The sequence below is a fragment of the Rhodanobacter sp. A1T4 genome, from assembly GCF_014207185.1.
In the GTDB taxonomy this organism is placed as follows: Bacteria; Pseudomonadota; Gammaproteobacteria; order Xanthomonadales; family Rhodanobacteraceae; genus Rhodanobacter.
In genome coordinates, this window is sequence record NZ_JACHCP010000001.1 from 624,126 (window position 1) to 641,163 (window position 17,038).

Annotated in this window: 19 protein-coding genes; 11 read left to right on the forward strand and 8 right to left on the reverse strand. The window is 61.4% G+C overall.

What is annotated here, in order from left to right:
• Nucleotides 1-29: 29 nt before the first annotated feature.
• The 7 genes from HDE80_RS02850 (at nucleotide 30) to HDE80_RS02880 (ending at nucleotide 8,433) form a co-directional block, all read left to right on the forward strand.
• Complete coding sequence (locus tag HDE80_RS02850) at nucleotides 30-1,253, forward strand: sensor histidine kinase (RefSeq protein WP_184667829.1); 1,224 nt, start codon at nucleotides 30-32, stop codon at nucleotides 1,251-1,253.
• 157 nt (nucleotides 1,254-1,410) lie between these two features.
• Complete coding sequence (locus HDE80_RS02855; RefSeq protein WP_184601445.1) at nucleotides 1,411-2,052, forward strand: response regulator transcription factor; 642 nt, start codon at nucleotides 1,411-1,413, stop codon at nucleotides 2,050-2,052.
• Between the two features lie 286 nt (nucleotides 2,053-2,338).
• Complete coding sequence (locus HDE80_RS02860) at nucleotides 2,339-3,697, forward strand: polyketide cyclase (RefSeq protein ID WP_184667623.1); 1,359 nt, start codon at nucleotides 2,339-2,341, stop codon at nucleotides 3,695-3,697.
• 197 nt (nucleotides 3,698-3,894) lie between these two features.
• Complete coding sequence (locus HDE80_RS02865) at nucleotides 3,895-4,854, forward strand: ABC transporter ATP-binding protein (RefSeq protein ID WP_184667625.1); 960 nt, start codon at nucleotides 3,895-3,897, stop codon at nucleotides 4,852-4,854.
• Nucleotides 4,851-5,585, forward strand: coding sequence for an ABC transporter permease subunit (locus HDE80_RS02870; protein ID WP_184667627.1), 735 nt, complete (start codon nucleotides 4,851-4,853; stop codon nucleotides 5,583-5,585). Before HDE80_RS02865 ends, HDE80_RS02870 begins: the two co-directional genes overlap by 4 nt.
• A 57-nt stretch (nucleotides 5,586-5,642) precedes the next feature.
• Entirely contained in the window at nucleotides 5,643-7,529 is a 1,887-nt protein-coding gene (locus HDE80_RS02875; protein WP_184667832.1) for a Gldg family protein, read from the forward strand.
• A gap of 28 nt (nucleotides 7,530-7,557) precedes the next feature.
• Nucleotides 7,558-8,433, forward strand: coding sequence for a cytochrome c oxidase assembly protein (locus HDE80_RS02880; protein ID WP_184667629.1), 876 nt, complete (start codon nucleotides 7,558-7,560; stop codon nucleotides 8,431-8,433).
• 16 nt (nucleotides 8,434-8,449) lie between these two features.
• Here the strand turns inward: HDE80_RS02880 and HDE80_RS02885 are convergent, their stop codons facing one another.
• Both HDE80_RS02885 and HDE80_RS02890 read right to left on the reverse strand, forming a co-directional pair.
• Nucleotides 8,450-8,902 carry a copper chaperone PCu(A)C gene (locus tag HDE80_RS02885; protein WP_184667631.1) on the reverse strand — a complete coding sequence of 151 codons (453 nt, stop codon included), beginning with the start codon at nucleotides 8,900-8,902 and terminating at the stop codon, nucleotides 8,450-8,452.
• A complete protein-coding gene (locus tag HDE80_RS02890; protein WP_184667633.1) occupies nucleotides 8,899-9,513 on the reverse strand; it encodes an SCO family protein in 615 nt (204 codons plus the stop codon). The genes HDE80_RS02885 and HDE80_RS02890 overlap by 4 nt, the downstream gene beginning before the upstream one ends.
• A gap of 82 nt (nucleotides 9,514-9,595) precedes the next feature.
• Between HDE80_RS02890 and HDE80_RS02895 the strand changes: the two genes are divergently transcribed.
• Nucleotides 9,596-9,973 (forward strand): DUF423 domain-containing protein, encoded by a 378-nt coding sequence (locus HDE80_RS02895; protein ID WP_184667635.1) that lies wholly within the window; start codon nucleotides 9,596-9,598, stop codon nucleotides 9,971-9,973.
• Between the two features lie 95 nt (nucleotides 9,974-10,068).
• Nucleotides 10,069-10,455, forward strand: a complete 387-nt coding sequence (locus tag HDE80_RS02900; protein ID WP_184601436.1) for a hypothetical protein — start codon at nucleotides 10,069-10,071, stop codon at nucleotides 10,453-10,455.
• Between the two features lie 63 nt (nucleotides 10,456-10,518).
• Here the strand turns inward: HDE80_RS02900 and HDE80_RS02905 are convergent, their stop codons facing one another.
• Genes HDE80_RS02905 through HDE80_RS02915 form a run of 3 tightly spaced genes read right to left on the reverse strand, consistent with a single transcriptional unit; the run spans nucleotide 10,519 to nucleotide 11,930 of the window.
• Complete coding sequence (locus HDE80_RS02905) at nucleotides 10,519-10,707, reverse strand: Arc family DNA binding domain-containing protein (RefSeq protein ID WP_184601435.1); 189 nt, start codon at nucleotides 10,705-10,707, stop codon at nucleotides 10,519-10,521.
• Nucleotides 10,697-11,050 carry a hypothetical protein gene (locus HDE80_RS02910; protein WP_184601434.1) on the reverse strand — a complete coding sequence of 118 codons (354 nt, stop codon included), beginning with the start codon at nucleotides 11,048-11,050 and terminating at the stop codon, nucleotides 10,697-10,699. The genes HDE80_RS02905 and HDE80_RS02910 overlap by 11 nt, the downstream gene beginning before the upstream one ends.
• Before the next feature lie 10 nt (nucleotides 11,051-11,060).
• Nucleotides 11,061-11,930, reverse strand: a complete 870-nt coding sequence (locus HDE80_RS02915) for an SPFH domain-containing protein (RefSeq protein WP_184601433.1) — start codon at nucleotides 11,928-11,930, stop codon at nucleotides 11,061-11,063.
• 160 nt (nucleotides 11,931-12,090) lie between these two features.
• Between HDE80_RS02915 and purT the strand changes: the two genes are divergently transcribed.
• Together purT and HDE80_RS02925 are read left to right on the forward strand one after the other, a co-directional pair.
• Nucleotides 12,091-13,272, forward strand: a complete 1,182-nt coding sequence (purT, locus tag HDE80_RS02920) for a formate-dependent phosphoribosylglycinamide formyltransferase (protein WP_184667638.1) — start codon at nucleotides 12,091-12,093, stop codon at nucleotides 13,270-13,272.
• Between the two features lie 86 nt (nucleotides 13,273-13,358).
• A complete protein-coding gene (locus HDE80_RS02925; RefSeq protein ID WP_184601431.1) occupies nucleotides 13,359-14,879 on the forward strand; it encodes an FMN-binding glutamate synthase family protein in 1,521 nt (506 codons plus the stop codon).
• A gap of 82 nt (nucleotides 14,880-14,961) precedes the next feature.
• Here HDE80_RS02925 and HDE80_RS02930 read toward each other — a convergent pair whose 3' ends face one another.
• The 3 genes from HDE80_RS02930 to tesB form a co-directional block, all read right to left on the reverse strand.
• Nucleotides 14,962-15,675 carry an arginyltransferase gene (locus tag HDE80_RS02930; RefSeq protein ID WP_184601430.1) on the reverse strand — a complete coding sequence of 238 codons (714 nt, stop codon included), beginning with the start codon at nucleotides 15,673-15,675 and terminating at the stop codon, nucleotides 14,962-14,964.
• A 62-nt stretch (nucleotides 15,676-15,737) separates the two neighbouring features.
• On the reverse strand, nucleotides 15,738-16,130 hold the full coding sequence (locus tag HDE80_RS02935) for a hypothetical protein (RefSeq protein ID WP_184601429.1): 393 nt from the start codon (nucleotides 16,128-16,130) through the stop codon (nucleotides 15,738-15,740).
• Nucleotides 16,131-16,144: 14 nt separating this feature from the next.
• The gene (gene tesB, locus HDE80_RS02940) at nucleotides 16,145-17,011 is read right to left on the reverse strand and encodes an acyl-CoA thioesterase II (protein WP_184667640.1); all 867 of its coding nucleotides are present in this window, start codon (nucleotides 17,009-17,011) and stop codon (nucleotides 16,145-16,147) included.
• Nucleotides 17,012-17,038: the final 27 nt, after the last annotated feature.

Consider the following 17,038-nt stretch of genomic DNA (forward strand, 5'->3'; position numbering starts at 1 on the left):
ATGGCCCGCCACGGCCAATGATGCACGGTATGCGCTGGCCCTTTTTCAATCACACCCGTCTGCTTCGCTACGCGGGCTTTTTTACCTACCTGTCGGTGGGTACGCCACTGATCACCAATTGGGCGACCGAGCGGCTGAACCAGTTGCAGCGTCCCAATTTCGCGCTGCTGCTATGGACGCTGTGTTACCTCATCTTCGGCCTGATGTACTGGCTGCTGACCAGCAACCTGGGCTCGCGCCGTCACCCCGTGCTGAAACTGCTTGGGCTGACCCTGATGACGGCAATGGCCGTGGCGGTAGGCTGGTATAGCCATAGCGGCCTGTCGGCGATGCTGATGGTGGTGGCGTCGCTGGTGCTGCCTTGGCTGCTGCCGTTCTGGCTGGGCGTGCTCTGGCTGGTGTTGCAGCAGCTGAGCCTAGTCGCGATTTTCGTCACTTTTCCCGAATACGACCAGAGCATCGCGCTGAGTTTCCTGCAGGCCAGTATTTATCTGGGCATTTCGGTGCTGGTGTTCGTCACCTCCACGGTGGCCAGCCAGCAGGCCGAACAGCGCGAGGTGCAACGACGGCTCAATTCCGAACTGCGCGCCACCCGCGCGCTGCTGGCCGAGTCCAGCCGTATCGCCGAGCGCATGCGTATCGCCCGCGATCTGCATGACCTGATCGGCCATCATCTGACCGCGCTCAGCCTGAATCTGGAAGTGGCCAGCCATCTCACCAACGAAGCTGCCGGCGCGCACGTGCGAAAGGCGCAGAGTACGGCCAAGCATCTGTTGGCTGACGTGCGCGAGGCGGTCAGCGAGCTGCGCCAGGATGACGCGATTGATCTGACCCAGGCACTGCGCAGCCTTACCGACGGTGTACCAGGACTCAGCATTCACGTGGCCATGCCGCCGCGTTTCAGCATGGAAGATCCGCGTCGCGCACAAGTGCTGCTGCGCTGCGCGCAGGAAATCATCACCAATACCGCCAAACACGCTGGCGCGCGCAACCTGTGGCTCAACTTTGCCTACGCTGACGCGAGCCTGCTGGGCTTGCATGCCCGTGATGACGGTCGCGGCGCGGCGCAGGTCGAGCCAGGCAATGGACTTTCGGGTATGCGCGAGCGGCTGGCCGAATTTGGCGGCAGCCTGACGCTGGAAACGGGCATGAGTCAGGGGTTTGCCCTGACCGTGCGGCTGCCGCTGGGCGAACACAGCGCGTTGGCGCATGCGCCGACCCGCTTCGAGCCGCCAGCCTTGAGCGTGTCGTAACATTGCGGTCAGAGCCCGGTGATCACGGCAGTCGTGCCAGAATAGTGACGGCCGTGCAGGGCAGGCACCGCCGAATTCATGCGTTACTTCGTGCATCATTCCACGAGTTATTTTGCGAGCTGCGTTTGGCGAGCTCACGTTTGTCCGAGGATTCGCGATGATTTCCGTTTGTCTTGTTGACGACCAGAATCTGGTGCGCCAAGGTGTCCGATCCTTGCTGGATCTTGCTGAAGATATTCGCGTGATCGCCGAGTGCGTCGATGGCGCCCAGGCGGTTGTGGACATTCCGCGCATCAAGCCGGACGTGGTGCTGCTCGATCTGCGCATGCCCAACATGAGCGGGCTGGAAGTGCTGCAGGCGCTTTCTGCACGCAACGAACTGCCGCCGACGATCATCCTGACCACCTTCGACGATGACCAGCTGGTGCTGCAGGGCCTCAAGGCTGGCGCACGCGGTTATCTGCTGAAGGACGTTTCGCTGGAACAGCTGGTGGAGGCCGTTCGCACAGTGGCGGCGGGCGGTTCGCTGGTGGCGCCGATGGTGACCCAGCGACTGATGGCCGGCGTCTCGCGCATGCATAACCAGTTCACCAGCCTGGAGCAGCCCGATCCGCTGACCGAACGCGAGACGGAAATTCTGCGCCTGCTATCCGGCGGCTATAGCAATAAAGAGATCGCCAATTCGTTGAAAGTGGCCGAGGGCACGGTGAAAAACCATGTGTCCAATATCCTTTCCAAGCTGGGCGTACGCGACCGCACGCGGGCGGTACTGAAAGCGCTGGAACTGGGCATCGTCTGAATTTTGCCCGTTTGCTCCCTTTTCGCCGCCGCGCACTTTGCTGCGACGCGACGAAAGTCCGGCTCGGCGTATAGGGTTGGCGCGGGCGCTGCAGCTGGGTTTGCGCGTTTTGGATGGCGGGGGAAAACGTCATGGCGTTCGAGCCCGCGAGCAAGTAACATCCGTAAGCTCGGCATGTGCCGGACCCCGCCGTTACTGCTGCACGAGCTCGTGCAGAAGCCGGCAATCCATTTTTAGACACTTAAGCTGTTTGTCATTGGCGTAGAGACGCTCGGAGAACTCTGGAATGATGCGTGCCCTTGAATTTCTTGTTGCCCTGGTCATCGTCGCCGCACTCGGCGTGCTGGCAGCGGTGGTCATGCCAGGCAGTGGTCATGTGGATCGCTCGCTGGACGTCGGCAAGGACTTGCGTCAGGTTTATGACGTGCTGGACAACTTCCACCGCTTCCCGGATTACTCGGTGCTGCGTACGCTTGATTCGAGCGTGGACTTCAAGTTCTCCGGCAAAGCTTACGGCCCGGGTGCGGAAATCAGCTGGACCGCTAACGACCCGAAAGTCGGCAACGGCGGCCTGACCATTGCCAGCGCCACCCCGAACTTCGACAAGATCGACAGCAACACCAAGAGTGCCTCCATCGTCTGGGATCTGGACAACAGCTGGCGCGGTCTGGACAAGCACTTCACGCTGGACCTGGAGCGCAAGGGCAGCCGCGGGCAGTTGACCACGGTGAAGTGGTCGTATGACGTGTCCTACGGCTGGAATCTGGTCAATCGCTTTGCCAATCTGTACATCCATGGCGACCCCGATTCATTCATCCAGTTCAGCCTGAACAACCTTCAGAACGTGCTGGCCGGCGTGCCCAACATCGACTACAGCGAGCTGATCCCCTATATCGCGCAGACGCAGCAGGCGCCGGTGCTCATGGTGTCCACCTCGATTGCCCGCAAGGATGGTCTGGATGGTCTGGATGACGCCACCAACAAGGCCATTGGCCAGATTCAGGCGGCAGCGAAGAAGCTGGGTGTCAACATCACCGGCCCGCGCGAGCTGATCACCACCAATTATGGCGATGACACGTTCACCTTCGACGTGGCGATGCCGATCGACTCGAGCACCCTGACCGTCGCCGGGCAGAGCCAGCAGCTGACTGTCGCAACGCCGCCGGCGCTCGACGCGTCCGGTGCGCCGGCTGAGGCTAGCACCGCGGCAACTCCCGCTGCGGCTGACAACGCTGCTCCGGGCAGCCGTGATCGCTTTGGTCGTCTGGTGGTCGACGGCAATGTGCGTGCCTTGCTCGCCTTCGGCGGCTCCACACTGGAGGGCGTCTGGAATGGCACCTTCGCCGGTGTGCCGCAGGTGCGTGACATGCTCAAGGCCTATGCGCAGACGCATGGCTACAAGTTCGACGACGTCGTCAACCGTTCGTACGACATCCTGGTGACGCCGGAAGTGAAGGATGCTGGCGGCAACGTCACGAGCTATGCCAAATACGACATCTATCTGCCGATCACCAACGCGCCATTGCAGACGCCAGAACAGGAGGCCGGCATGAAGCCGCCGTCACCGGACTCCGATTCGCCGGCCAGTGCCAGCTCGGCGCCGGCCGCCGCAGCACCTGCGCAGGCAGCCAGCGCAGGCAAGTAAGGTTGATCGCTGTTGCATGAACAAAAGGCTCTTCCCACTGGAAGGGCCTTTTGTTTTTATCCATCAGGCGAACCATCTGCCCGTAACGATGCCTAACCGCGCAGGAGTCTTGCGCTACATTGCAGCAGGATGTCGTGCGCCGATGATGCAGATCACGGGCGTTCGATGATCCGTCCAGTCACAGTCTTTCCGCGGACATGATCGAAACCGACCAGCTCACCCGATGCTATGGCAACCTGACTGCAGTGGATGCATTGAGCATTCGCGTCGAGCCGGGCCAGGTGCTCGGTCTGCTTGGCCCCAACGGCGCCGGCAAATCCACGGCGATGCGCATGATCGCCGGATTCCTGATTCCCACCTCCGGTACGGCCCGCGTCTGCGGCTACGACGTCTCGCGTGAGCCGTTGAAAGCCAAGCGCGCGCTCGGCTATTTGCCGGAAGGTGCGCCAAGCTATGGCGAGATGACGGTGCGCGAATTCTTGCAGTTCATCGTGCGCATGCGCGGGCTGAAAGCGGACGCGGCGTATCGGCGTTTCGACGAGGTGGTGCACCGCCTGCAGCTGGAGGAAGTGCTGGGGCTGGGCATCGATACGCTGTCCAAAGGCTTGCGTCGCCGCGTCGGTCTGGCGCAGGCGATCCTGCACGACCCACCTGTGTTGATGCTGGACGAGCCGACCGATGGCCTCGATCCGAATCAAAAGCATGCGGTGCGCCAGCTGATCGACACGATGGCGCGCGAGCGGACGATTCTGATTTCCACCCATTTGCTGGAAGAGGTGCATGCACTGTGCAACCGCGTGGTGATCATCGCCCACGGCAAACTGCTGGCCGACGCCACGCCGGCGGAGCTGGAGCAGCGCTCGCGTTATCACGGCGCGGTATCGTTCAGTGCACCCGGGGCCGGCATGTCGCAGGAAATGCTCGGTCGCTTGCCACAGGTAGCATCGATCGAAGTCGATCCACTGGATGGTCGCATCACCGTGTTTCCGAAAACCGGTGAACGCATTCTCGAGCCGGTGGAAACGTTGCTGCGTGAGCAGGGCCTCGAGGTTTCGGAAATCCAGCTGGAACGTGGCCGCCTGGACGAGGTGTTTCGCCAGATCACCACGCAGGACGCCGACGCTGGCCGCAACGTCAGTTCGGAGACGGCGGAATGAGTCCGATCAACGCGGTGATGCGGCGCGAATTGCGCAGTTATTTCGTGACGCCGGTGGCGTACGTGTTCCTGGTGATCTTTCTGGTGTTGGCAGGCACGCTCACGTTCTACGCCGGCGACTTCTACGAGCGAGAACAGGCCGACCTGCAGCCATTTTTCGTGATGCATCCGTGGCTATACCTGATTCTGGTGCCGGCGATCACCATGCGCATGTGGGCGGAAGAATCCAAGGGCGGTACGCTGGAACTGTTGCTGACGCTGCCGCTGACATTGTGGCAAGCAATGCTGGGCAAGTTTCTGGCGGCATGGCTGTTTATCGGGCTGGCACTGCTGCTGACCTTTCCGATCTGGATCACGGTCAATTATCTAGGTGCGCCCGACAACGGTGTAATCGCGGCAGGCTATCTGGGCAGCTGGCTGATGGCGGGAACATTTATCGCGATTGGCGCGTGTCTTTCGGCATTGACGCGCAGTCAGGTGGTGGCGTTCATCCTCACGGCGCTGGTGTGCGTGCTGCTGATCCTGGTCGGCCAGCCGCAGGTGCTGGATTTCTTTCAAGGCGCGCTGCCGCGCAAGCTCGTCCGCGCCATTGCGCATATGAGCATGTTGCAGCATTTCGAAGCGATCTCGCGGGGCGTGCTGGATGTTCGCGACCTGCTGTATTTTCTGATCAGCATGATCGGCTGGTTGATCGCCGGCGTGCTGCTGCTTGACCTGAAACGGACGCGCTGACCGATGGCCAGCCTGCCGCCAATCATTCAGCATTTGCGCCGTGCGTTTTCCAGGGCGATGCATCTGAGCCGTCGCACCGTGCTCTACGGCCTGTTGCTGCTGTTGATGTTGATCTTCGCTACGCTGATCGTTACCACCAGCCGATGGCTGCGCGCGTCGCGGGTCGATCTCACGACCGATCAGCTGTACACGTTGACCCCGGGTACGTTGCAGATCATTGATACGTTGCAGCGTCCGCTGAAAATCACCCTGTATTTTTCCGATCATGCGGCGCGCGATCTACCGCAGCTGCGCAGTTACGAGCAGCGCGTCAGCGAAATGTTGCAGGAGATGGTGGCGCGTTCGCATGGGCGTATCCAGTTGCAGATCATCGACCCGGTGCCGTACTCCGACGATGAGGCCAGCGCCGAGGGCAACGGCCTCACCGCAGCAAGTGGTGGCACCAACGGCGAGCGGATGTTTTTTGGTTTGGCCGGCAATGCCGTCTCCGGTGCGGTCGACAGCGATGTGATGGAAGATCGCCCGGTCGAACGTACACTGGCGATTCCGTTTTTCGATCCAGCCCGCGAAGCGTTCCTCGAATACGACATCGCCAAGTTGCTGTACGAGCTAAACCAGACCAGCAAGCCGGTAATCGGTGTGCTCAGTTCGCTGCCGATCGACGGCAACCCGGTACTCGGCGAACAGCCGTGGGCTGTGATGCAGCAGCTTGGCCAGCTGTTCGACGTCAAGACGCTGGACATGGATACGCTCAAGCATGTCGATGACAATTTGAAGATGCTGTTGTTGATCCAGCCGCGCCAGCTGTCGGTTGACGCGCAATATGCCATTGATCAATACGTGCTGCGCGGCGGTCACCTCGCCGTATTCGTCGACCCCGATGCCGAGCTGGACACTTCGACGGAAACGTCGACCAGCGCGGTGATCGGCGGCCAACCGGATCAGAGTTCGGATTTGCCGCGGCTGTTTGCGGCATGGGGCGTCGTTTTCGATCCACGCAAGATCGTGCTGGACCGTGCGCGCATGCTGTCGATCGAGCTGGGCGGCAACAGTTTCAATCATCCGGCCATGCTCGGCCTGAGCTCACAGGAGCTCAATCGCAACGACGTCATCACTGCGAGTTTGCAGCGCATCGACGTATCCAATGCCGGCCATTTCGATCTGACGCCGACGGCGCGCACCCGGTTGATTCCACTTTTGCAAAGCAGTCTCGATGCAGAGCTGGTGTCAACGCAGCGAGTGATTGCGGCGAGCAACGATCCCACCCTGCTACTGCAGGGTTACCGGCCAGATAACGCGAACTACGTGCTGGCGGCGCGGTTGCGCGGGCCGTTCGAGTCGGCATTTCCTGAACGTGCACGTCAGCCCGGGCACCTGGCAATCTCGGTGCCGAATGCCGAGGTGATTCTGGTGGCCGACACGGATCTGCTCACCGACCGGCTATGGGTGGAGCCGCAGAACATTCTAGGGCAGACCATGATGCGGGTGTTTGCCAACAACGGCGATTTCGTTACCAATCTGGTCGACAATCTCACTGGCTCGTCGGCCCTGTTGTCGATCCATGGACGCTCGACTTCGCAGCGGCCCTTCACCCGCGTGCAGGCGTTGCGCAACGTGGCCGATCAGAAGTTTCTTCAGAAAGAGCACGAGCTGGAGCAAGAGCTTGCCGATACCCGCCGCAGGCTGGATGAACTGCAGCCGGCCAAGGGTAGTCAGCCCAGCACGGCCAGCGCCGAACAGCGCCGCGAGATCGAGCAGTTCCGTCAGCGTCAGCTGGCGATCAACAAGGAACTGCGTGACGTGCAGCATCAGCTCAATGCCGAAATCGATGCACTGGGTTTCCGGCTAAAGTTCATCAATATCGTCCTGGTCCCCATTCTGGTGACCTTGTTTGGACTGCTATACGGCTGGCGTCGTTCACGGCGCAGCCGCGAGCGACGCTAATGGTGATTGTCCTGGGTAATGCGCCGACATGATCGCCACGTTGCTGAAATGGCTGGTGCCGTGGGAATTCTCGTGGGTGTTCCTGGCGATTTTCCTCGGAACCTGCGTGCTCTATGTACGCGGCAGCCGTCGGCTGTCGGTGAGCTTCAGTCGCCAGCTGGTGTTCTGGGTCGGCATGGCGATCATCTATCTGTCGCTGCAGACGTATCTCGATTACTACGCCGAGCATGAGTTTTTCATGCACCGCATCCAGCAGGTGTTGCTGCACCATCTGGCGCCGCTGCTGATCGTCACGGCTTATCCGGCCAGCGTACTGCGGGCTGGCCTGCCGCTGGCGTGGCGGCTGCGCGTGCTGCGCCCGTTGCAACGCTCGTGGCCGTGGCGTGTGGTGATGGGGGTGCTGCTGAATCCAGCGGTGGCGACGGTGCTATTTATCGGTTTCATCCTGATCTGGCTGATCCCGTCGATGCAGACCATGGCGATGCTGGACTGGCGCGTGTACCGCTTCATGAACTGGACGATGCTGATCAGTGGCTTCGCCTACTGGTCGCTGGTACTGGATCACCGGCCGCATCCGCCAGGGCGTATGATCGCCGGGTTGCGCGTACTGTCGCCGGCGGTGACCATGACGCCGCAGATTCTGGTCGGGGCTATCGTGACTTTTTCCAGAACCGATCTCTATCCAATCTTCGAAATCTGCGGTCGCGCCTTCACCTTCAACGTGCTGACTGGACAGCTGATCGGCGGCGTGATCACCTGGGTGCCGGCGGCATTGATCGAATCAATCGGCGGCCTGATGGCATTGCGTCAGTGGCTACGCTTGTCACGTAACGGACGGCTACCACGTCGTGTGCCGAGACAGCCGATCGTGCGGTCGGCTACAGGTGCTGTATCGAACAAGTAATTCTTGTGTTCGGCCTCTAAGGACCGGAGTCCATAGCGTTTGCCGGGCGCGCGAGGAAATTCGTGGCAAGCGTGCTGCCGTCCGCGAATTTCAGATTCAGCGTTATCGTATCGCCGGGTTTCACCGGGTGGGTCGCCTTCATCAGCATCAAGTGGTAACCCGCTGGTGCCAGTATGGCTTTGCCATGTGCGGGAACGCTCAGCGAGTCGACCATGGCCATGCGACTCATGCCGCCATCGCTGGAGCTCTTGTGCAGCATTACGTCAGCATAGAGCGGACTACTGGCGCCACTCAGCACCGCCGGCTGATCGCCATCGTTTTCCAGCGTCACATATGCGCCGGCGGGTAGGTCGCCCGGCAACACGCGCAGCCACGCATGGCTGGCCTGGACGTGTGCGGCTTCCGTGGCGTTAGTGCTGCTTGCGACCATCAAGCCAGCAAGCAGAAATAGCAATGTGTGTGATTTCATGACTGGGTTCCGGTGTCCAGCAGCAGATGCAGGTCGTGCACCAGATCATCCTGTGAGTCGGCCGGCGTCGCCAGTACGCGCGCGCCACCTTTGTTGTCGAAAACGTAGATCGCCGAACTGTGGCTCACTTCGTAACTGCCATCCTTGCCACTCGGCTCGCGCGTATACGCGGAGCGGTAGCGTTTGCTCAGCGCCTCGATGTCGCGCGCGTCGCCGGTAAGGCCAATCGCGCGGGGGTCGAACGCATTGACATAGGTGTGCATCACTGCCGGCGTGTCGCGCGCCGGATCAACACTGACAAACAGGATGCGCGCCTTGTCGGCCAACGGCCCCAGCCGCTGCATCACGACATGCAGCTGTGCCAGCGTCAGCGGGCAGACATCGGGGCAGTGCGTGTAGCCGAAGTACAGCACTACCACCTTGCCGCGATAATCCGCGCCAGTCACCGCCTTGCCGTGATCGTCGGTGAGCTTGAAATCGAGATCGGGCATATGGCCGCTGACGTCGGTCAGTCGGAACGGCAGCTTCTGGCTGCTATCGCAGCCGCTCAACGCGATGACAGCGAGCAAGAGCAATAGCAGCGCGAGGCGAAGTGATGGCAGAGGCTTCATGCGAGAATTCGGCAAGTTCATCCCGTCAAGCATACGACACCGGCTGCAGCTCGGTGTTCGTCAATCAGGAAGTCCCGGACCCATGCGTCAAATTGTCAGTACACGCACCGGCCTACTGGTCGGCGCAGCCGGCGCCAGCGCCGTGCTGCTGGGTGCTTTCGGTGCGCATGCGCTGCAGGCCGTACTCGACCAGCACCACAGCGAGTTGTGGCATACCGCAGTGAACTATCACGTATGGCACGCGTTGGCGCTCGCGCTGGCCGTGGCTGTCGGCGGTGGCCGCAGCAGACGGGTTGCGATCATCTGTTTCGCTCTGGGTATCGCACTATTCAGTGGCAGCCTTTACGCGCTGGCGCTCGGAGCGCCGCGCTGGACGGGCATCATCACGCCGTTTGGTGGCCTGGCTTTCATCATTGGCTGGCTGGCGCTTGGCCTGTCGCTTCGTGCCCGCGCTGATTGAAGCGTGTTGAAAGAAGGTATCGATTCGAGCCGATTGGCGACTTGAGGCAGGCTCGGCGTCATCCCCGTGTCATGCCATGGCGTCAGCATGCAGCCATGAACATCGCCAATCGCTTGCGAATGTCCCCCTGGTTGCCGGCCTCCGCCATGCTCGCCGCGCTCGTCGTGGTTGTCATGAGCGGCTTTGGTCTCAGCCACGCGGCACGTCTTGCTGGCCCGGCATCGCCCACATCCAACATGCTGGTCCACTGGCACGACGCCAGTCACGACTGGCTGTTGGTGGGCGATGGGCAGAGCGACCAGCTGAGCATCTACAACGCGGTTGATGGCAGCCTGGTGCGGCGTGTTGCCGTGCGGCATGGCCTCAATGATGCAAACGCCCTCGCGCAACGCGATGGTCGTCTGTTTGTCGTCGGTGACGATGGCAAGCTCGGCGAGCTGAAGCTGCCGCAGTTGCAAATGGTTGCCGCTAACGGCCCTTGATCCAGAGCGGGTTAGCAGCTGCTGACCCGCGGCAATGCAGCGTGCAAAACGAAGGTCAGCAGTTCAGTTGCTCTCGTCATCGGCGGTAGATGTCTTGCCGGCTTTCAGGCGGCCCGCCTTGCGTAGCGCCTCCCGCAGCACATACTCGATTTGCGCATTGACACTGCGCAGCTCGTCGTCCGACCACTGCTGCATGGCCTTCAGCACATCAGCGCTGATGCGCAGCGGGTAGGCTTTTTTGTCAGCGGCCATGCTTTGGTTTGGTCTCCCGCAGTCGCAGCAGCACGAAGATCATCACGATCACCAGCACGCTGATGCCGCCAACAAAGATCACCTGGGCAAGATTGTCGGTCGCCTGGTCGTATGCGCCCTGATAGCGGAATACGACATAGCCGACTATCCAGATGGCCATCGCAAACAGGAGGTTGCCGACATCCCGGCCGGCGCGCCGACGCATGGCATCGTCGACTTTGCTCCAGTCGACCATGCCGTGCACGAAACCCTGCGGGCCATTCGTGCGGATGACCCAACCCAGCACGGCGAGAATGGTGGCGGGAAACAGTTGGGTCAGCAATTCGGAAAGTTGTGTGGACATGCCGAGCGCCTCAACCGCTGTACAGCGAGCCAGTATTCACCACTGGCTGCGTGCCGCGCTCACCGCACAGCACCACTAGCAGGTTGCTGACCATCGACGCCTTGCGCTCCTCGTCGAGCTGCACCACGCCGCGCTTGGAGAGCTGGTCGAGCGCCATCTCGACCATGCTCACCGCGCCTTCGACGATCTGCGTGCGGGCCGCGATAATGGCGCCGGCCTGCTGCCGCTGCAGCATCGCCTGAGCTATCTCCTGTGCGTAGGCGAGGTGGCTGATGCGCGCCTCGACCACCTGCACGCCGGCCTTGCCGAGTCGTGTCTGGATCTCGTCGCGCAGGTGCGAGTTGATCACCTCGCCGTGGCTGCGCAGCGAGGCTTTGCTGTCATCGTGCGCGTCGTAGGGATAGCTCTGCGCCATCTGCCGCAATGCCGACTCGCTCTGGATGTGCACATAGTTTTCGTAGTCGTCGACGCAGAACACGGCCTCAGCGGTATCCAGCACCTGCCACACCACCACGGCGCCGATCTCGATCGGGTTGCCGTCGCTGTCGTTGACCTTGAGCTTGCCGCTCTCGAAGTTGCGCACGCGCAGCGAGATTCGCTGTTTGCTGAAAAATGGATTGGTCCAGCGCAGACCCTCAACGCGCACCGTGCCGGCGTACTTGCCGAACAGCTGCAGTACCTGGCCCTCGTTCGGGGCGACCTGGAAAAAGCCTTTCGCTACAAACACCGCGATGGCAAAAATCGGCACGCCGATGGCGGGAAGCCAAAGTGGCAAGCCGCCGTTTGCCTGGATGCCGAACCCGAACCCCATCGCCAACAGCAGCAGACAGACAGCGATGAAAGGAATGCCGGCAATCGAGAAACCCTTGCGTTCGTTCATTGGTGCGATCCTCCCGTGGAGATAAAATTAGATATCAAAATGATATCTAATTCAAGTGCCTTGTGGCAGGACGCCTGACCGGGATGCTGGCCTGTCGTTTGGTGACCGGCCGTTCGCCCTGGCCTCGCCCTACAATGCGGGTTTGCCTCAGGAGCACCCGATGAAACCGTTCGGCACCCCTCATTCGTCGCATGCGTTTCGCGTGCTGTTGCTGGGTTGCGGCGAGCTGGGCAAGGAAGTCGCTATCGAGCTGCAGCGATTTGCGGTCGAGGTGATCGCAGTGGATCGTTATGCCAATGCGCCGGCGATGCAGATTGCCCATCGTAGCCACGTCATCGACATGCTCGATGGCGACGCGTTGCGCGCCGTGATCGAGCAGGAGCAGCCCGATCTGGTGGTGCCGGAAATCGAGGCGATCCACACGCCGACCCTGATCGCCATGGAAAAGGAAGGTCTGCACGTGATTCCCACCGCGCGTGCTGCGTGGTTGACGATGGATCGCGAAGGCATCCGTCGACTCGCTGCCGAGGAGCTGAAGTTGCCGACTTCGCCCTACCGCTTCTGCGATGACGAAGCGCAATACCGCGAAGCCGTGGCGGCGATCGGCCTGCCGTTCGTGATCAAGCCAGTGATGAGTTCCTCGGGCAAGGGCCAGAGTGTGGTGAAGCGAGAGAACCAACTGCAGGCCGCGTGGGATTACGCGCAGTCCGGCGGCCGTGCAGGCAAAGGGCGCACCATCGTCGAGGGCTTTGTGGCCTTCGACTATGAGATCACCTTGCTCACCGTCCGTCACAAGGGCGGCGTGAGTTTCTGTGCACCGATCGGCCATCGTCAGGAAGACGGTGACTACCGTGAATCGTGGCAGCCGCAGCCGATGAGTGATATTGCGCTGGCCGAAGCACAGCGCCAAGCCGAAGCGATCACCGGCGCGCTGGGTGGCTGGGGCGTGTTCGGCGTCGAGTTTTTCGTCAAGGGTGACGCGGTCATTTTTTCCGAAGTCAGCCCGCGCCCGCACGATACCGGGCTGGTGACGTTGATTTCGCAGGAGCTTTCCGAATTTGCGCTGCACGCGCGGGCGATCCTCGGGCTGCCGATTCCGGTGATCCATCAGAACGGCCCCTCGGCGTCGTGTGCCGTGCTGGTCGAAGGTGAAGGGGAGGCACCTCGGTATCACGGCGTGGCCGAGGCGCTCGCCGAGCCGGATACGCAGCTGCGCATCTTTGGCAAACCGGCGGTGAAAGGACGTCGGCGCATGGGTGTGACGCTGGCACGCGCCGAGACGGTGGAGGCAGCGGTAGCCAAGGCAAAGCGGGCGGCAGGTTGCCTGCGCATTGAGCTGTAATCCGGTAAACCTTATGGGTTAGGCTCCGCCCGAAACGACAAAACTCCGCGTCCGCATCGCGACGCCAACGACACAAGGGAACGAATATGCAATCGACGGGCTTCGCACACTGGTTGATCGTGGTGGTGGAAATCGGTGCGGCGATTGCGCTGATGGTGCTGGCGCTTGGTGTCGTGGTGATCGCATCGATGTGGTTCATCGACCGCAATCAGAAGGCCAATTCGGTATTGCGCAATTTTCCGGTGGTGGGCCATTTTCGCTACTGGTTTCTGCATCTGGGCGAATTCTTTCGCCAGTACCTGTATTCCAGCGATCGCGAGGAGATGCCGTTCAATCGGGCCGAGCGCACTTGGGTATACCGTGCCGCCAAGAACGTCGACAACACGGCGGCGTTCGGTTCCAGCCGTGACCTGCGTGCGGAAGGCGTACCGTTTTTCGTCAATGCGCCGTTTCCCGATCTCGGCCAGGAGCACGTCGAGCCCGTGCCAGTCACGATCGGCCCGTATGCGCGCGAGCCATATAGCCACTCCGCGTTTTTCAATATCTCGGCGATGAGCTTCGGCGCTTTGTCAGCGCCTGCGGTGCGTGCGCTGTCGCGCGGCGCGGCCAAGGCGGGCATCTGGATGGATACCGGCGAGGGTGGTCTGGCGCCGTACCACCTTGAGGGCGGTTGCGACATCGTGTTCGAAATCGGTACGGCCAAATACGGCGTGCGCACGCCAGACGGTCAGCTGGACGATGACAAGCTGCTGGCGATCTGCGCACACAAGCAAGTGAAGATGGTCAGCATCAAGCTGGGGCAGGGCGCCAAGCCGGGCATGGGCGGCCTGTTGCCGGCGGCCAAGGTCACGCGGGAAATCGCGGAGATCCGCGGCATCCCGGTCGGCAAGGACTCGCAGAGCCCCAACCGTCATCTGGACATCGGCAATATTCACCAGCTGCTCGACAAGATCGCGCATATCCGCGAACTCACCGGCAAGCCGGTGGGTTTCAAGGCGGTGTTGGGCGGGGTGGACTGGATCGGCGATCTCTGTGACGAGGTGAAAAAGCGAGGTATTCAGAGCGCACCGGATTTCATCATCGTCGATGGCTCCGAAGGAGGCACCGGCGCGGCGCCGCAGACGCTGATGGAAGGTGTCGGCCTGCCGCTGCACGAGGCATTGCCGGCACTGCTCGACATGCTGATTACCAAGGGCCTGCGTGAGCGCGTCAAGGTGATTTGTTCGGGCAAGTGCATCACCGCCTATGACGTGGCATGGGCCCTCTCGATCGGCGCGGATTTCGTCAACTCGGCACGCGGCTTCATGCTGGCGTTGGGTTGCATCCAGTCACTGCAGTGCAATCGCAATACCTGTCCGACCGGCATTACGACGCAGAACACCAAGTTGCAGCGCGGCCTAGTGGTTGCCGACAAGAGCGAGCGGGTATTCCACTATGCCGACAACCTGATGCACGAGGTCGGCATCATCGCCCATAGCTGCGGCGTCAGCGAGCCCCGTGAGCTCAACCGCAGCCATTGCCGCGTGGTTGGCAACGATGGTTTGTCGGTTCCGCTGGAGACGTTATACCCGTATCCGAAAGTGGCGAAGTTGCCGGAAAATGCCTGATCTTGCGTAGATTGGGATGAGCGGTACGCGAATCCCAACATGTCGTGCCGCGGCGTTGGGATTCGCCAATGCTCATCCCAACCTACGAAGGCAGCATCGGTAACCAGCTGCCGGCTTTGCGAATTTCAAGCGGCTGGAAGCGGCGCTTGTAATCCATCTTCGGATGGCCGTCTATCCAGAAGCCCAGATACAGCCAGGGTATGCCGCGGCGGCGAGCGAGTTCGATCTGCTGCAGGATGGCGAAGGTGCCGAGGCTACGTGCGGATTCAGCAGGATCAAAAAAGGTATAGACCGCGGACACACCGGTGAGGCAGACATCGGTGACGGCGATAGCCAGCAAACGCTCGCCGTTACGGATTTCCAGAAATAGCGTGGGGCTCCACGGCGCGGTGAGGAAGCGGCGGAAGTCGCTGGCTTCCGCTTCGTCCATGCCACCGCCGACATGGCGGCGACGCAGATAACTTTCGTATAGCGCATGTCGCTCGCGGTTGTAGCTGGGTATCGATTCGCTGATGCTGAGATCAGCATTGCGTTTCAGGCAGCGGCGCTGTGAGCGATCCGGCTGGAAATTTTCCACATTCACGCGACACGGGGTGCAGGCGTGGCACTGCGGACACTGTGGAAAATACAGGTGACCACCGGCGCGACGAAACCCCTGTTCAAGCGCAGGGCCGTAAAGCTTGTCGAGCTGCGGTGCGGCCGGGTCGATCACCAGATTCTGCGCCGTACGTTCGGCGTAATAGCCGCAGGCGTGGGGCAGCGTCTGGAACAGGCGGATGGTGGGCTCGGCGCGCATGCTCCGATTCTATGCCGTTGCGGCAGCACGAAGCGATGCGGCATGAATCATCCGCTGCATCGCTAGACGATATGCATGTACCGCAGTACGACCATGGCGCAGGCCGCAAGCACGGCGATCATCACGATGCGACGTACGCGCACCACGGTGCCACGGCGCTGAATGGTGGGCGTGGGATTGCGCGCGGCCGCCAGCTCCTCGCCGTGACGGATGACCGGCTCGATGCCGATGCTGCGCAGCAGTTCACGGGCACGAGTGTAGTCGTCCGCCCGGCTGATCCACACCTGCGGCCAGGTTTCGCGATCTTCAGTGCGTTCGGAATAGCTGAAGCGCTGGTAGCTGGGCCGATTCCAGTTGGAGCGGTTGGTAACCAGGGTTTCGATGGCGTGTTCGCTCATGAGGGCAACCACGCGGTCGATGTTTTCCTGTCGCTGGGAGGTATAGATCTGGCGCATAGTTAGTTAGTGTATCAATCGCCGCGAAGGCGGATCAGGCCTTCTTGCGCGGTGGAGGCCACCAACCGGCCGTCGCGGCTGAAAATTTGCCCACGGGCAAACCCGCGGGCGCCCTGCGCGGTGGGGCTGTCGAACGAGTACAGCAGCCACTCATCGGCGCGGAAAGGGCGATGGAACCACAATGCATGGTCGAGGCTGGCCATCTGCACGTTGTGCGTGTAATAGGAAATGCCGTGCGGCAGCGTGGCCGTGCCGATCAGGTTGAAGTCCGACGCGTAGGCCAGTAGCACGCGATGCAGCGCGGGTGAGTCGTCTACTGGTGCGGCGACGCGGAACCAGATGTGCTGGATCGGCGGTCGCTTGACTGGATGCAGTCTGTCCTGCGGCCATACGTGGCGGAACTCGATCGGCGAATCCACGCCCAGCCAGCGCTGCAGCTTTACCGGCAGCTTGGTCAGCTGCTCGGCACTCAGCGGCTGCATGGGTTCGATATCTTCCGGTACGGGAACTTCGGGCATCGAGGATTGGTGCTCGAAGCTCTTTTCCGGCACCTGGAACGAGACCGAGCCGTTGAGTATCGGTTGTCCATGCTGGATCGCCACCACGCGGCGCGACGAAAAACTGCCGCCGTCGCGGGTGCGCTCCACGCTGTAGACGATCGGAGCATCGATATCGCCGGCACGCAGAAAATACGCGTGCAGCGAGTGTGCCTCGCGGATCGGATCGACCGTATTCTGCGCCGCTGCCAGTGCTTGTCCCAAAACTTGCCCGCCGAACACGAACTGGGTGCCGATGTCGCGGCTCTGGCCGCGGAACAGGTTGTCTTCCAGCCGCTCGAGGTGCAGCAGATCGACCAGTTCGGCGACGTGATTTTCCAGCATGGCGTTGGCTCGGTACAGGTGGAGTGC

Excerpts from the sequence above, each read along its gene's own strand:
- HDE80_RS02890 (WP_184667633.1), bottom strand. The coding sequence starts at position 9,513 with ATGAAGCCTCTGCCATCACTTCGCCTCGCGCTGCTATTGCTCTTGCTC.
- HDE80_RS02865 (WP_184667625.1), top strand. The coding sequence starts at position 3,895 with ATGATCGAAACCGACCAGCTCACCCGATGCTATGGCAACCTGACTGCA.
- HDE80_RS02925 (WP_184601431.1), top strand. The coding sequence starts at position 13,359 with ATGCAATCGACGGGCTTCGCACACTGGTTGATCGTGGTGGTGGAAATC.
- HDE80_RS02880 (WP_184667629.1), top strand. The coding sequence starts at position 7,558 with ATGATCGCCACGTTGCTGAAATGGCTGGTGCCGTGGGAATTCTCGTGG.
- purT (WP_184667638.1), top strand. The coding sequence starts at position 12,091 with ATGAAACCGTTCGGCACCCCTCATTCGTCGCATGCGTTTCGCGTGCTG.
- HDE80_RS02855 (WP_184601445.1), top strand. The coding sequence starts at position 1,411 with ATGATTTCCGTTTGTCTTGTTGACGACCAGAATCTGGTGCGCCAAGGT.
- HDE80_RS02885 (WP_184667631.1), bottom strand. The coding sequence starts at position 8,902 with ATGAAATCACACACATTGCTATTTCTGCTTGCTGGCTTGATGGTCGCA.
- HDE80_RS02870 (WP_184667627.1), top strand. The coding sequence starts at position 4,851 with ATGAGTCCGATCAACGCGGTGATGCGGCGCGAATTGCGCAGTTATTTC.
- HDE80_RS02930 (WP_184601430.1), bottom strand. The coding sequence starts at position 15,675 with ATGCGCGCCGAGCCCACCATCCGCCTGTTCCAGACGCTGCCCCACGCC.
- HDE80_RS02895 (WP_184667635.1), top strand. The coding sequence starts at position 9,596 with ATGCGTCAAATTGTCAGTACACGCACCGGCCTACTGGTCGGCGCAGCC.
- HDE80_RS02900 (WP_184601436.1), top strand. The coding sequence starts at position 10,069 with ATGAACATCGCCAATCGCTTGCGAATGTCCCCCTGGTTGCCGGCCTCC.
- HDE80_RS02860 (WP_184667623.1), top strand. The coding sequence starts at position 2,339 with ATGATGCGTGCCCTTGAATTTCTTGTTGCCCTGGTCATCGTCGCCGCA.
- HDE80_RS02875 (WP_184667832.1), top strand. The coding sequence starts at position 5,643 with ATGCATCTGAGCCGTCGCACCGTGCTCTACGGCCTGTTGCTGCTGTTG.
- HDE80_RS02935 (WP_184601429.1), bottom strand. The coding sequence starts at position 16,130 with ATGCGCCAGATCTATACCTCCCAGCGACAGGAAAACATCGACCGCGTG.
- HDE80_RS02905 (WP_184601435.1), bottom strand. The coding sequence starts at position 10,707 with ATGGCCGCTGACAAAAAAGCCTACCCGCTGCGCATCAGCGCTGATGTG.
- HDE80_RS02915 (WP_184601433.1), bottom strand. The coding sequence starts at position 11,930 with ATGAACGAACGCAAGGGTTTCTCGATTGCCGGCATTCCTTTCATCGCT.
- HDE80_RS02910 (WP_184601434.1), bottom strand. The coding sequence starts at position 11,050 with ATGTCCACACAACTTTCCGAATTGCTGACCCAACTGTTTCCCGCCACC.
- tesB (WP_184667640.1), bottom strand. The coding sequence starts at position 17,011 with ATGCTGGAAAATCACGTCGCCGAACTGGTCGATCTGCTGCACCTCGAG.
- HDE80_RS02850 (WP_184667829.1), top strand. The coding sequence starts at position 30 with ATGCGCTGGCCCTTTTTCAATCACACCCGTCTGCTTCGCTACGCGGGC.